Annotated in this window: 14 protein-coding genes; 5 read left to right on the forward strand and 9 right to left on the reverse strand. The window is 66.1% G+C overall.

The features are described 5' to 3' along the window. Nucleotides 1-101: 101 nt before the first annotated feature. The 4 genes from ACNANG_RS05835 to ACNANG_RS05850 form a co-directional block, all read right to left on the reverse strand. Nucleotides 102-1,085 (reverse strand): D-2-hydroxyacid dehydrogenase, encoded by a 984-nt coding sequence (locus ACNANG_RS05835; protein ID WP_420226384.1) that lies wholly within the window; start codon nucleotides 1,083-1,085, stop codon nucleotides 102-104. A 7-nt stretch (nucleotides 1,086-1,092) separates the two neighbouring features. Beyond that, entirely contained in the window at nucleotides 1,093-1,458 is a 366-nt protein-coding gene (locus tag ACNANG_RS05840) for a Bug family tripartite tricarboxylate transporter substrate binding protein (protein WP_420226385.1), read from the reverse strand. A 2-nt stretch (nucleotides 1,459-1,460) separates the two neighbouring features. Further along, nucleotides 1,461-2,138 carry a Bug family tripartite tricarboxylate transporter substrate binding protein gene (locus tag ACNANG_RS05845; protein ID WP_420226386.1) on the reverse strand — a complete coding sequence of 226 codons (678 nt, stop codon included), beginning with the start codon at nucleotides 2,136-2,138 and terminating at the stop codon, nucleotides 1,461-1,463. A 144-nt stretch (nucleotides 2,139-2,282) separates the two neighbouring features. Then, nucleotides 2,283-3,188, reverse strand: coding sequence for a class II aldolase/adducin family protein (locus ACNANG_RS05850; protein ID WP_420226387.1), 906 nt, complete (start codon nucleotides 3,186-3,188; stop codon nucleotides 2,283-2,285). Between the two features lie 86 nt (nucleotides 3,189-3,274). Here ACNANG_RS05850 and ACNANG_RS05855 point away from each other — a divergent pair, with 86 nt between their 5' ends. Both ACNANG_RS05855 and ACNANG_RS05860 read left to right on the forward strand, forming a co-directional pair. Beyond that, nucleotides 3,275-3,865, forward strand: a complete 591-nt coding sequence (locus ACNANG_RS05855) for a LysR family transcriptional regulator (RefSeq protein ID WP_420226388.1) — start codon at nucleotides 3,275-3,277, stop codon at nucleotides 3,863-3,865. A 5-nt stretch (nucleotides 3,866-3,870) separates the two neighbouring features. Beyond that, complete coding sequence (locus ACNANG_RS05860) at nucleotides 3,871-4,194, forward strand: LysR substrate-binding domain-containing protein (protein ID WP_420226389.1); 324 nt, start codon at nucleotides 3,871-3,873, stop codon at nucleotides 4,192-4,194. 112 nt (nucleotides 4,195-4,306) lie between these two features. Here ACNANG_RS05860 and ACNANG_RS05865 read toward each other — a convergent pair whose 3' ends face one another. Next, nucleotides 4,307-4,777 (reverse strand): DUF421 domain-containing protein, encoded by a 471-nt coding sequence (locus tag ACNANG_RS05865; RefSeq protein WP_420227461.1) that lies wholly within the window; start codon nucleotides 4,775-4,777, stop codon nucleotides 4,307-4,309. A 461-nt stretch (nucleotides 4,778-5,238) separates the two neighbouring features. Between ACNANG_RS05865 and paoA the strand changes: the two genes are divergently transcribed. The 3 genes from paoA to paoC are packed head-to-tail and all read left to right on the forward strand — an operon-like array spanning nucleotide 5,239 to nucleotide 9,070. Then, nucleotides 5,239-5,913 carry an aldehyde dehydrogenase iron-sulfur subunit PaoA gene (gene paoA, locus ACNANG_RS05870; RefSeq protein ID WP_420226390.1) on the forward strand — a complete coding sequence of 225 codons (675 nt, stop codon included), beginning with the start codon at nucleotides 5,239-5,241 and terminating at the stop codon, nucleotides 5,911-5,913. Next, a complete protein-coding gene (locus ACNANG_RS05875) occupies nucleotides 5,910-6,860 on the forward strand; it encodes an FAD binding domain-containing protein (protein ID WP_420226391.1) in 951 nt (316 codons plus the stop codon). Before paoA ends, ACNANG_RS05875 begins: the two co-directional genes overlap by 4 nt. A gap of 2 nt (nucleotides 6,861-6,862) precedes the next feature. Next, entirely contained in the window at nucleotides 6,863-9,070 is a 2,208-nt protein-coding gene (gene paoC / locus ACNANG_RS05880) for an aldehyde oxidoreductase molybdenum-binding subunit PaoC (protein ID WP_420226392.1), read from the forward strand. A 134-nt stretch (nucleotides 9,071-9,204) separates the two neighbouring features. On the opposite strand, the gene ACNANG_RS05885 is transcribed toward paoC, so the two are convergent. The 4 genes from ACNANG_RS05885 to ACNANG_RS05900 all read right to left on the reverse strand — a co-directional run bounded on the left by ACNANG_RS05885 (nucleotide 9,205) and on the right by ACNANG_RS05900 (nucleotide 13,467). After that, nucleotides 9,205-10,455, reverse strand: coding sequence for a ParB/Srx family N-terminal domain-containing protein (locus ACNANG_RS05885; protein ID WP_420226393.1), 1,251 nt, complete (start codon nucleotides 10,453-10,455; stop codon nucleotides 9,205-9,207). Between the two features lie 193 nt (nucleotides 10,456-10,648). Next, on the reverse strand, nucleotides 10,649-11,149 hold the full coding sequence (locus ACNANG_RS05890; RefSeq protein ID WP_420227462.1) for a thiamine pyrophosphate-dependent enzyme: 501 nt from the start codon (nucleotides 11,147-11,149) through the stop codon (nucleotides 10,649-10,651). Then, nucleotides 11,034-12,431 (reverse strand): thiamine pyrophosphate-binding protein, encoded by a 1,398-nt coding sequence (locus ACNANG_RS05895; RefSeq protein ID WP_420226394.1) that lies wholly within the window; start codon nucleotides 12,429-12,431, stop codon nucleotides 11,034-11,036. Before ACNANG_RS05895 ends, ACNANG_RS05890 begins: the two co-directional genes overlap by 116 nt. Nucleotides 12,432-12,471: 40 nt before the next feature. Beyond that, nucleotides 12,472-13,467, reverse strand: coding sequence for a tripartite tricarboxylate transporter substrate binding protein (locus ACNANG_RS05900; RefSeq protein ID WP_420226395.1), 996 nt, complete (start codon nucleotides 13,465-13,467; stop codon nucleotides 12,472-12,474). Nucleotides 13,468-13,478 lie beyond the last annotated feature (11 nt).

The raw sequence follows: 13,478 nt of genomic DNA on the forward strand, positions 1-13,478 counted from the left end.
CAAAGACCGAGGAGTTTACCCTTTTGGCGCGATCAGCCGGAACTCGGGGTTGCGGGCGGGCGATGCGCGGGTGCGCGCCAGGTAAGCGCCCGCTGTCGAGTTCAACGCGGCAAGGCGATCCGGTTGCGCATGGCGTCCCATTCCCCGCGCAGCGCGCACCGGGTGTTGTGGACGATGATGGGCAGCACCTGGTCGGCGTACCGGTCGGATTCACCGCCCAGGTGAGGAGTGATGAGCAGGCGGGGCACGTCCCATAAAGGATCGTCGGCGGGCAAGGGTTCCCGGTCGAACACGTCCAGCGCGGCGCCCGCCAGCCGCCCTTCGGTCAGGGCGTCGACCAGCGCGGCCGTGTCGCACAAACCGGCCCGGGCCACGTTGATGAAGAAAGCGCCCGGCTTCATGGCCGCGAAAACGGACGCGTCCACCATGCCTCGTGTCGTGTCGTCGAGCGGCGCCAGGGCCACCAGTGTGTCGGCCTGCGCCGCGCCGTCGAGCAAGGCGGTTCGGGGAAGCACCGCGTCGAATTCCGGCACGTCGCGCACGGTCGCGGTCACGGCGACGGTGCGCATGCCCAGCGCCCGGCAACGGGTGGCGAGCGCGCGGGCGATCAGGCCGGTGCCAAGAATGACCACGGTCTTGCCATGCAGCAGGGGCTGCGGCCGCCGTTTCCACACGTGGGCGCGCTGGTTGTCGATCAGGGACGGGAAGTCGCGGGCCAGCGCCAACATCAGCATCAAGGTCAGCTCGGACACGGCCGGACCGTGCACGCCGTGCGAGGACGTCATGACCAGTCCCGCCGGCAGGTTGGGCAACGACACGATGCCATCGACGCCCGATGACAGCGCATGCAGCCAGCGCAGCCGCGGCAACTGGGCAATCAAGCCGGGGGTCAGCGCGCTGGCAAAGCCCATGACGGCGGTGGCCGATTCGGCGCCGTCAGGCAACGGCTGGCCGGGGGTGGCGGCAAGCACGGTGACGGCTGGACCGGCGGCCTCCTCCACGGGCTGCGCCAGTTCCTCCATCAATTGCGCCGCGTAGTACGCCGCGTCGGCGTTGACGATCAAGAGAGTCTGCGACGGTGTCATCGACGCCTCAATCCGTCTTGATGTTGGCGGCGGTTACTAGGGGCGCGTAGGCCTTCTGTTCGGCCACGATGCGCTGGGTCACAGCCACGGGTGACGAGGCGGTGGCCTCCTGGCCCAGGGCCGCCAGGGCGGCCTTGGCCTCGGGCGTGGCCAGCCATTTGGCAGAGAGCTCTCCCAGCCTGGTGACCACGGGGGATGGCGTGCGCGCCGGCGCATACAGCGCAAACCAGGTTTCCACCTCGTAGCCGGGATACCCCAGCTCGGCCACGGTGGGCACCTCGGGAAACATGGGCGAGCGCTGTGCGGCGGTCGACGCAAGGATTTTGATGCGTCCCGATTTGGCGAAACCGCCAAGCGTGGCCAGGTCGATCATCGTCAGGGGGTGCGGCCCGACACGACGTCGCCCAATGCGGGCGCGAAGCCTTTGTACGGGACATGGGTCATTTGCACGCCGGCGCGCTGGGCCAGCAATTCCATGCCGATATGGGCAGAGGCCCCGATACCGTTCGACGCATACGCCACCGCGCCCGGCTTGGTGCGGGCCAGGGTCAGTACGTCGGCCAGGGTGTCGGCGCCCAGTGACGACGACACGGCCACCAGGTAAGGCCCCTTGGACAGCATGCCGATGGGCGAGAAATCCTTGAAGGGGTCGTACGGCAGTGGCGTGCTGGCCGTGAGCGGCAGCAGCGACATGGTGGACCCACCGGTCATCAGCAAGGTGTAGCCATCGGGCGCGGCCCGCGCCACGGTCTGCGCCGCGATGACGGTGTTGCCACCCGCCTTGGATTCGACGACCACGGCCTGGCCCAGGTCTTTTTCCAGTTGCACCGCCAGCAGGCGCGCCACCCCATCGGCCCCGCCGCCCGGCGCGAAGGGGATGATGATGCGGATGGGGCGGTCCGGCCAGGTCTGTGCCGCGACGGGCGACGGTGCGATCGTCGCCGCCGTGAGCACAGTGGCAGCCAGAATGGTCAAGAGGCTTGTCGGCACCAATGTCGCGGCAGCCGACGTCCGGGCCCCCAGACGGGCCAGAGCATCGAAGGTAGTAAACATGCGTGTCTCCTAGACGGGCCAGTGGTCTGGCCTCGTTATGCTTCGTCGCGGCGAGCCGTCCCGCCGCAGGGGTGCCGCGCTGTGGGTCGTGCGTTGCAGACGTTGCGTTGCGCCCCCGTCAGTTGCGGTCTGCAACCGTCGCGCCTACTGCCGGAACGACGGGTCCAGCCGGTCCATCCGCCGCAGCAGCGCGGGCCATTCCATGTGGCCGAGCGGGCTGATCGAGCCGTCGGCGCGCGGCTGTCCGGGTTCCCGGAAGCTGTTGCTGGCGATACGGGTCGCCAGTTCGGGCGATCCATAGGTCAGCTTCTGGCCGCTGGCCAGCGCATCGACCTGGGCCTGCATCGCCATTTCCAGGTGCCACATCATGGCAAAGGCCTGCCCGATCGTCTTTCCCGCCACCAGCGTGCCGTGGTTGCGCAGGATCATGACCGGCTTGTCGCCGATGTCCCGCACCAGGCGTTCGCGCTCGCCCAGCTGGTTGGCCAGACCTTCGCTGTCGTGATAGCCGATCTTGCCGTGGAAGAGCATGGCGTGTTGCGTGAGCGGCAGCAGTCCGCACTCCATGGCGGACACGGCCATGCCGGCGCGGGTGTGGGCGTGGATCACGCACTGGGCATCGGGCCGGCCGCCGTGGATGGCGCTGTGGATCACGAAGCCGGCGCGGTGGATCGGGTGCGGCGTCGGGCTGACCACGTTGCCGTCCAGGTCGATCTTGACCAGGTTGGACGCCGTGATCTCGTCGAACATCAGCCTGAAGGGATTGAGCAGGAAGTGTTCTTCGGCGCCCGGCACGCGGGCCGAGATATGGGTGTAGATCAGGTCGGTCCACCCGTAATGCGCGTGAAGGCGGTAACAGGCAGCCAGGTCGACCCGGGTCTGCCATTCCTCGGCGCTGATGGACGACGAGACGGCGTCCGGGCGGATGTACATGGGGTTCTCGGCTTTCATCGGACGTTTCCAGGTAATGAGCAGGCGGATGTTCTGCGTGCTGAATGGCAGGGTGCGGAATGCTCGGGGGCCGGACGCGTCAGGCGGAAGGAGAGCCACGCCGTGCCCCGGGAATGCGCCCATTGAACCGCCAGCCACAATCGATTCCAATCGAAAAAACTGCAGCACCCTACAAAAAAGCTTCAATGTCGATAGAAAGCCAGCTGAGCCTCAAGCAACTCCGTGCCTTCGTGGCCGTCTATCGGTCCGGCAAGCTGAGCCTGGCCGCCACCCGGCTGTCGGTGACCGAGTCGGCTGTCAGCACCATGCTGCGCCAGATCGAAGCCACGTTGAACCTGGCCTTGTTCGATCGCACGTCGCGGGCCTTGACGCCGACCCAGGCGGCGCACGACACCATTGCCGTTGCCGAACGCATCCTGCAGGACGTGGCCAGTCTTGGCAGCCACTTCGAGGCCTTGAGCGACCTGCGGCGCGGCCGGGTCCATATCGTCGTGACCGCGACCGTGGCGGCGGTGCTGATGCCGGCCGTGGTGCGGCGCTTCAGCGCCGTCTACCCCGACGTCAAGATCATCCTGGACGACTGCGCGCCCGATCAATTCCTGTCGCGCGTGGCGGCCGACCATGTCGACTTCGGCATCGGCACGCCCGAGGCCCATGATCCCCAACTCGAACTCGTGCCCCTGCTGCACGATCACCTGTGCCTGGTGTGCGCCGACGACCACCCGCTGGCCGGCCGCGAAGACGTCACCTGGGCCGACGTGGCGCCCCACCCCTGATCGCCGTGCGGACGGGCCTGGGCTATGGCATGCGCCGCAAGCTGGACGCGGCGGCCGACCATGCCGGCGTGCGCCTGATCATCGGCCACGAAGTGAATTTCCTGTCGTCCGCGTTGTGGATGACGGCGGGCGGCCTGGGCGTGACGATCTGGGCGTCGTCGTTGGTCGCCAAGACCCAGCACGACAATCTGTGGCGATGCCGCCTGTCATCACCGCGCGTGCCCATGGATATCTCGTACGTCAATACGCGGGGCCGGACCTTGTCCCCCGCCGCCGAGGGTTTCTTGAAAGTGACGCGCGAGGTGTTCGGCGAGGTCCTTACCTTGTAGGGCATGGCCCAGACGATGCCGCTGTCCGCCAGGTCGTTGCACCCGTCCACCCGCTCGTTGCTTGCGTCCAGCAAATCGTTGATTGCATCCAGCAATCCGTTGACACCGCTCCTTATTCCTCGAGTGTCGACGTCTCGCCATCGGTGCGCTCCGACATCCGCACCACGCTGACCTGCCCATTCGATTCGATATACGCGCGCTGCACTTCATCGAGCCGGCCGATGCCGAGCAGCCGCAATTGCGCCATCAGTTCGGTGCGCGTGACGTGTTCCTGGCGCATGCCCCGCGCCACGATCCGGCCATTCCTGACCAGCAGCACCCGCCCGGGCTCCAGCCACTTGCGCAGCATGGGTGAGCGGTATCCCATCCGATCCACGAACACGCTCCACCCGACGATGGTGGCGACAACGATGACGCCGTCGCCCACCGACGTCGACTCGCCCGCCATGGCGTTGCCAGCGGCATCGGCCACCAGAACGAGCACCAGGAAGTCGGCGACGCCCATCGATCCGACATCGCGCCTCCCGGCCAGGCGCAGCAGGATGAACAGCGCCCAATAGATCACGGTGCCCCGCGTAAACATTTCTACAAAGCCTGCATCGAGCGCCAGAATGTCTCGAATGTCTTCCACGTCTTCCTCAATGAAGTGCGTTGAATGGCGCCCGTGCAAGCGCCATTGATGCACGATCTGTCGCAAAGTTCGTGCGCGGGACCATGTCACCGAAATCTCATGCGCTGGCTGGTAACCAAACGCTCAGCCTGGCGTCAGGCCTGGAGGCCGCGCCAGCATTGGCTCTACGCTAGCAGGTGCACGGGTGCATCCCGTTCAATGCCGCCCTTTCGCACCTTTGGTTTCATGAAACCGCTTCATAGTCCCATGCACTTCCGGCTACCTAATCAAATGCGTGCGCGACAGTTAGGATGGATGCATCGCCAGCGTGGGATACCGCTGCGTGTCTACGCCCGCATGTGTCGCCTCGCGGCCCTTAAGGAACGACGGCTTGCGGAGCCGCTCGTTCATCACGAACAACAAAGGATTTCCCCATGGAAAAAATCGACGACCTGAACACCGGCCGGCGCAACGTGCTGATTGCCGGCGCCGCGTCTGCCGCGGCGGTCGGCCTGCCGCTGACTGGCCATGCACAGGCCACGGGCGCCAACGTGCGCCCTGCCGCGGCGCCGGGTTCAGCCACGAATGGCGCGCCCGTACCCGCGTCTGTCTCGCTCAAGGTCAACGGCAAGGCCCGCACGTTGAAGGTCGAAACGCGCACGTCGCTGCTCGACGCGCTGCGCGAACACCTGATGCTGACCGGCACCAAGAAGGGGTGCGACCATGGCCAATGCGGCGCCTGTACGGTCATCGTCAACGGTCAGCGCATCAATTCGTGCCTGACGCTGGCGGTCATGCATGACGGCGACGAGGTCACGACGATCGAAGGCCTGGGCACGCCGGGCAAGATGCACCCGATGCAGGCCGCCTTCGTCAAACACGACGGCTACCAGTGCGGTTACTGCACGCCTGGCCAGATCTGTTCGGCCGTGTCGGTGCTGGACGAAATGAAGCGCGGCATTCCCAGCCACGTAACTGCTGATCTGAATGCGCGCCCCTTGCTGAGCGCCGATGAGATGCGTGAACGCATGAGCGGCAACATCTGCCGGTGCGGCGCCTATTCGAACATTGTCGATGCGATGAGCGACGTCGCAGGGAGCGCCGCATGAAAGCCTTCACCTACGAACGCGCCACCTCGCCCGCTGCTGCCGCGGCGGCGGCCGCCGCCACACCGGGCGCCAAGTTCATTGCGGGCGGCACCAACCTGCTCGATCTGATGAAGCTGCAGATCGAAACGCCGGTGCACCTGATCGACGTGAATCGCCTTGGCCTTGACGAGATCAGCGCGACGCCGGAAGGCGGCCTGCGCATTGGCGCCCTGGTCCGCAATACCGACCTGGCTGCGAACGACCGCGTGCGCCGCGACTATGCGCTGCTGTCGCGCGCCCTGCTGGCGGGTGCGTCGGGCCAGTTGCGCAACAAGGCCACCACGGCCGGCAACCTGCTGCAACGCACGCGCTGCCCCTACTTCTATGACACCAACCAGGCCTGCAACAAACGCCAGCCCGGCAGCGGCTGTTCGGCCATCGGTGGCGTCACCCGCCAGCTAGGTGTGGTCGGCACCAGCGACGCCTGCATCGCCACACACCCCAGCGACATGGCCATTGCCATGCGCGCGCTGGACGCCGTGGTGGACACCGTCAAGCCCGACGGTTCGCAACGCCGCATCCCTATCGTTGACTTCCACAAGCTTCCGGGCAACACGCCGCACATCGAAAACGCGCTGGAAGCCGGCGAGTTCATTACGTCGGTCACCCTGCCCCAGCCCGTGGGCGGCGTGCAGGTCTATCGCAAGGTGCGCGACCGCGCTTCCTATGCGTTTGCACTGATTTCGGTGGGCGCCATCGTGCAGCGTGACGGCTCCGGCCGCGTTGCCGTGGGCGGCGTGGCCCCCAAGCCCTGGCGCGTGGACGCCGCCGATGCGCAGATGCCGCAAGGCGCGCAAGCCGTGGCCGCGCAACTGTTCGCCAATGCGCGCCCGACGCAAGACAACACTTTCAAACTGAAGCTGGTCGAACGCACGCTGCAATCCGTGCTGACGGAAGCGAGGGTCTGACCATGAAATTCGATACTCCCGCGACTATCAACCCCATCGACCAATTGAAGGTCGTGGGCAAACCCACCGACCGCATCGACGGCCCTTTCAAGACCACCGGCAGCGCCCCGTACGCCTACGAGTGGCACGACAGCATGCGCAACCAGGCCTATGGCTACGTGGTGGGCGCCGGCATCGCGAAAGGCCGCATCACGCGCATGGACCTGGCCGCTGCCAAGGCGGCGCCGGGCGTGCTGACGATCATTACCGCCGACAACGCGGGCAAGCTGGAAAAGGGCGACTACAACGTCGCCAAGCTGCTGGGCGGACCTGAAGTCGATCACTACCACCAGGCAATTGCCCTGGTGGTAGCCGAGACCTTCGAACAAGCCCGCGCCGCGGCCTACCTGATCCAGGTCGACTACGCCGCGTCAGCCGGCAAGTTCGACCTGGAAGCCGAAAAGGCGTCGGCGACCAAGCCCTCGCCCAAACAAAGCGAGAAGCCTGACACGGCGGTCGGCAACTTTGCGTCGGCCTTCGATGCGGCGCCCGTCAAGCTCGACGCCACGTATCACACGCCCGATCACTCGCACGCGATGATGGAACCGCATGCGTCGATCGCCGTCTGGCAAGGCAGCAAGCTGACCGTGTACACGTCCAACCAGATGATCGCGTGGGGCGCCGGCGACGTGGCCAAGACCCTGGGCCTGAAAAAGGAAGACGTGCGCCTGATCTCGCCCTACATTGGCGGCGGCTTTGGCGGCAAGCTGTTCGTGCGCGCCGATGCCATCCTGGCCGCACTGGGCGCGCGTGCCGTCAAGCGTCCGGTCAAGGTCGCCCTGACGCGCCCCTTGATGGGCAACAACACGACGCATCGCCCCGCCACCATCCAGCGCATCCGCATCGGCACGACGCCGGACGGCAAGATCACCGCCATCGGTCATGAGACCTGGTCGGGCAACCTGGAAGGCGGATCGCCCGAAGAAGCCGTGCAACAGACACGCCTGCTGTATGCCGGCGCCGACCGCATGACGCAGACGCGCCTGGCCTTGCTGGACCTGCCCGAAGGCAACGCCATGCGCGCCCCAGGCGAAGCGCCCGGCCTGATGGCCCTGGAAATCGCGATCGATGAAATGGCCGAAAAGGTCGGCATGGACCCGGTGGCCTTCCGTGTCCTGAACGATACGCAGGTCGATCCCGAAGACCCGAAGCGGCCGTTCTCGCAACGGCAGTTCAAGGAATGCATGCGCATCGGCGCCGAGCAGTTCGGCTGGAGCAAACGCAGCGCCAAACCCGCCACGCTGCGTGATGGCCGCTGGCTGGTCGGCATGGGCGTGGCGTCGGCCTTCCGCAACAACCTGACGATGACATCGGGCGCACGCGTTCGGCTGGACAAGCGCGGCATCGTCACCGTTGAAACCGACATGACCGACATCGGCACGGGCTCCTACACCATCATCGCGCAGACGGCGGCCGAAATGATGGGCTTGCCGCTCGACAAGGTCATGGTGCGGCTGGGGGACTCCAGCTTTCCGGTGTCCGCCGGCTCGGGCGGCCAGTGGGGCGCCAACAGCTCGACCGCAGGCGTGTACGCCGCGTGCGTCAAGCTGCGCGAAGCCGTGGCGCGCAAGCTGGGCCTGGACCCGGCCACGGCCGAGTTCACCGATGGCCAGGTCCGCGCCGGCGGCCGCAGCCAGTCGCTGGCCGCCGCGGCCCGCAGCGCGGACATCGTTGCCGAAGACAAGATCGAATTCGGCGACCTGAGCAAGAAGATGCAGCAGTCCACGTTCGGTGCGCACTACGTCGAAGTGGGTGTGGATATGGCCACCGCCGAAGTCCGCATCCGGCGCATGCTGGCCGTGTGCGCGGCGGGCCGCATCATCAACCCCAAGTCGGCGCGCAGCCAGGTGATCGGTGCGATGACGATGGGTGCCGGCGCGGCGCTGATGGAAGAGCTGGCCGTGGACACGCGCCGCGGCTTCTTCGTGAATCACGACCTGGCTGGCTATGAAGTGCCGGTGCACGCCGACATTCCGCATCAGGACGTGATTTTCCTGGACGAGACCGATCCCATGTCGTCCCCCATGAAGGCCAAGGGCGTGGGCGAGCTGGGCATCTGCGGTGTCGGCGCCGCGGTGGCCAACGCGATCTATAACGCGACGGGCATCCGGGTGCGCGAGTATCCGATCACGCTGGACAAGTTGCTGGATCGGATGCCGGCAATGGCGTGATGACGTTCGGGTGATGCTCGGGAGTCGCTGAGCATGCATGGGGCCGCGGTGGAAACACCGCGGCCTTTTTTGTTGCGGACCGGAACGCCGGTGTCAGGACGCCTGCAGGTGGCCTGTGTCGTCCTATGTCGTTTTCAATTGACCGGCAGCAACCAGCACGCCGGCTGCGTCGAAGCCGGACCTCCGCACTGCCGGTACTTGACCGCGTACCAGGCCTTGCCGGCCGTGCGGTAGCGATTGGAACTGTTGGTGTCGGCGCGCCATACCTCTTCTTCCAGCAGGTCGTTCCAGGCGCCCGCGGTGGCGGGCTGGCCTAGCTTGCCGAGCTGCACGGCCGTGCGGTTGGGTCCGATCGGTGCCGTACCGTCGAGGGCGATCATCCGCAAGGCCGTGTCCCTGACGGCGGCGACATAGCTGGTGGTGCTGTCGCCCGAGCGCGCGGCGGCAATGCCATTGGTGACCGTGATGCGGCTGCGTTCCAGGTTGCGCAGGTTGTAGGCTGCGAGGTCGACGCCATTGTTGCGCAGCCAGTTGCCCCAATAGAACTCCGCGAACTCGGACACATTGGCGTTGGTGTAGCCCAGGTCGCGCGTCAGGTAGACCAGCGAACGGTAGCGGTCGTCCTGGAAGCCCGACAAGGCGACACGCGAAGGCAGCGCGGCAGGTTCGATGACTTTGTCATTCGCATCCCGCAGCCAGGCGTAGCCGGCATCGGCCATGCGTTTCCAGAAGGCCGACGTGTCGGTCGTGTCGCTGAAGTTGGCGGCGACACGGACCCACACGGGCAGCTTGGGGCCGCCATCGGCCAGTTCGTTCAGGGTCGTGAATGTGTGATGACCGTCCGTCAGGTAGAGCGTGCCCTGTGGACCGATCACGACGGTTTTCAATGCCGTGGCGGCAGCCGAGCCCGCGACCGGTGCGGGGCCAGTACAGCGGTAGGTGGCAGGGTCGATCAACCGGACCGTCTGCGGCTTGTAGGCGGCCGGATCCGCGCCGGTCTGGCCGTTGTCCGCGCAGTAATCGTCCACGCGTTTGAATTCGCTGCGGTACAGGTAGCGGGAATAGTTGTCGGTGTCATCGTCGCCCAGGTAACCGGCGGCGGAAGGCGCATAGCGCGTGAAGTCGGGCTGCTTGCGGCCCAGGTGGTAGTAGATCTGGTCGTAGCCGACCACGGCCTGGGTGGGGTGCAGTTGTTCGATGCCGACCTTGAGGACATCTCCGGTCTTGGCGGCCAAGTAAGGCGATGGCGGGGTGCCGGGGGCTGCCGTGCTGTCGTCACCGCCGCCGCAGGCGGCCAGCGTGCTTGCCGTCACGGCGATGGCCAGCCAGGTGGAAGAGTGCCGCATGCCGGTCTGGATCGCTGAAACAAAAGGGGATGGTCGCATGAATCGTGTCCTGTCGGAATCCTGGCGCGCGGCGCAAGGCCGTCGCGCATTGAGGTCTGCTCAAGGACACGGAGTGTGACGGCTTCACAAGTCTGTCATATGACAGGACACGGCAACTTGCCAAACCGTAATGATCCAGGCGGCCGGGCGGGAGGTGTCTACTGGCGGACTTCAAGCGGCCATCACGTTGTCGTCAGCCCGCTTTGACCTCGCGCAGCAAGCCTTTGGTCATGAGCGAGTCGTAGCCCGGCACCACCCGCACATCGACGACACACACCTTGCCGGCCTGCACGTCGGCAATGGCTTGCGTCATGACCCGCGCCAGTTCGTCGGCATCGTGCACCGGGCCGTAGCCGACCGCGCCCTGTGCGCGCGCGATGCCCGCGATATCGATGTCGGGGTCGCCAATGTGCTGGGCGACAGCCTTGTTTTCGGTCGTGCGCGAGCGGGTGCGGGCAACCTTTTCCTGGTGCAGTTCGTCGTTGAAGTAGCCCAGGTTGTTGGCGACGACGAACAGCACCGGCACCTTGTACCGGGCGGCGGTCCAGATCGCGCTGACGCCCATCATGTAGTCGCCGTCACCGATCACGGCCAGCGGCAGCCGGCCAGTGCCTTGCAGGGCGAGGGCGCAACCGACCGACATGCCCGGACCCGAACCCAGGCCTGCGCCGCCGTCCTTGCCAAGGAAGTCCAGCGGATGCCGGAAGTGCCAGGCGTTGCCGGGCCAGCCCAGGGGGTGCGCAGCAGGGACACGTCGTGATCCAGCGTCGATGCCCGAAGCACCGAGGCCAGGATGTGCAGGCTGATCGGAACCCCGCCCGGGCTGGCGGGCGGGGCCACCGGCACCGGTGCGTAGGCGGCACGCGTCTTCGCTTTGAAGCACCCTTCCGCATCATCCAGCCGCAGCAAGGCATCGACCAGGGCATCGGGCTCGCACAGCACATGCGCTTCCACGGGGGCAAGGACTGGTGATCCATGCTCCAGCCCTTATGCGAGTATTGATCGGGCGAACAATGCACCACGCGCGCCGTAACGGCGCCTTTGGCCGAGGCCACCTTCAACGCACCGCCCAGGTCCAGCCAGTCCAGGCTAAGCACGACGTCGGCATCGCGCAGCAGGGCTATGCCGTCATCCCCCATGAAGAACGCGGGCGGCGCCACATGCAGCGGATGGTCGGTCGGAAAGACGGCCGGCAGTTTGAGGTCGGACATGACCTGGGCGCCAAGACGCTCGCACAGGTCGACGCGCTTTGCCCAGGCGGCTTCGTCGCGGGACGACCGTCCCGCCATCACCACGGGATGCCGTGCCGCAGCCAGCCATGCCGCGATCTGGCGCACGGTGGCCGGATCCGGGTACGGCATGACCGGCTGGCTGTAGCCGGAGATATCGGGCGGGCTCACGCCCTCGTCAAGCCGTGCTTCCTGCAAAGACACGTCGAAGCACACATACACCGGGCCGCGCGGCGCGGTGTTTGCGATCATGGTTGCGCGTGTCAACGATTCGGCCGCGGCCGGCAAGGATGCAGGCTGGTCGTCCCACTTGATGAAGTCGCGCACCAGCCCGCCCTGGTCGCGCGATGTGTGGATCCAGTCGATCCACGGGCGGCGCTGCGCCGCATCGACGGGTCCGGTCGCGCCGATCACCACTATGGGCACGCGGTCGCACCAGGCATTGAAGATTCCCATCGACGCATGCATCAGGCCCACATTGCTGTGGACCACTACCCCCATGGGCTTGCCGGTCACCTTGGCGTAGCCATGCGCAATCGACACCGCATGGTCTTCATGCAGGCAAAGCAGCATCTGCGGGTCATCGTTGCCCAGATAGTTGACGAGGCTGTCATGCAGGCCGCGCAGGCTGGCGCCGGGGTTGATGCTCAGGTACTTCAGATCCAGTTGGCGGATGATGTCGGCCAGGTAGTCACTGCCCCACTCCAGGCCTATCGACTCGTCGATGACGGGTTTTTCCACGTTCATGCTGTTCCTTCGATTCGATGGGACGCCGTCGCGGCGGCCGTCAGGGTGTGTTGCCGCCGACCACTTCCGCCGCCTGCAGGTAGGGCGACCAGTGCGTAATTTCGGCGCCGACGTAGCGGGTGAAGGTGGCGGCATCCCAGTCTTCAGTCACCATGTTCTGCTGGCGCAGTTCGCGCTGGATCTCGGGCGTGCGCATGGCCTGCCGAACCGCCGCATTGAGCCGGGCCGTCACGACGGGGTCCATGCCCGCCGGTCCGGACAACGAGAACCAGGTGGTACCCGTCAGCTTGGGATAGCCCTGCTCGGTAAAGGTTGGCACGTCGGGGAAATCATCCAGCCGCTTGTCGGCCGTCAATGCGATCGCTCGGATGCGGCCGGACTTGATACCCGCGGTGGCGCTGCTCAAGGTGATGAACGCCGCCTGGATCTGGTTGGCGATCAGATCGGTCACGGCCGCGTTGGCGCCCTTGTAGGCAACGTGCACCATCTTGAGTCGGCTCGCGTCCTTGAAGGCATCGCCGATCAACGAGCCATGCGTGCCCTGCCCCGGCGATCCCCAGCTCACACCGTTGGGCAGGCTGCGTGCATAGGTGATGAAGCCGGCCAGATCCTTGACCGGGCTGTCGGCGTTGACGATCAGCGCGGCGGGCGGACCGCCCAGAAACGCAATATGGGTGAAGTCCTTGATGGGGTCGAACGCATTGGGGTTCTGGAGCGGCGCGATCACATGCGAGCCGATGCCGGACACCACCAGCGTGTAGCCGTCCGGCTCGGCCCGCGCCACCGCCTGCGATCCGATAAAGCCGGCTGCGCCCGCCCGATTTTCGACCACCACGGTCTGATTCAAGGAACCGGTCAGGGACTGCGCCAAGGCGCGCCCAAGCGTATCGGCGCTGCCGCCGGGTGGGTAAGGCACGATCAGGCGGATCGGCTTGCGCGGCCATGCCGCGTCGGCCGCATGGGCGCTTGCCGTTGCAGCCATGGACAGCACGCCTGCCATCAACAGGCTGGCAACACAGGAGACGAATCGCATCATGGACACCTTAT

The organism is Pigmentiphaga litoralis (assembly GCF_048632615.1).
GTDB lineage: Bacteria > Pseudomonadota > Gammaproteobacteria > Burkholderiales > Burkholderiaceae_B > Pigmentiphaga > Pigmentiphaga litoralis_B.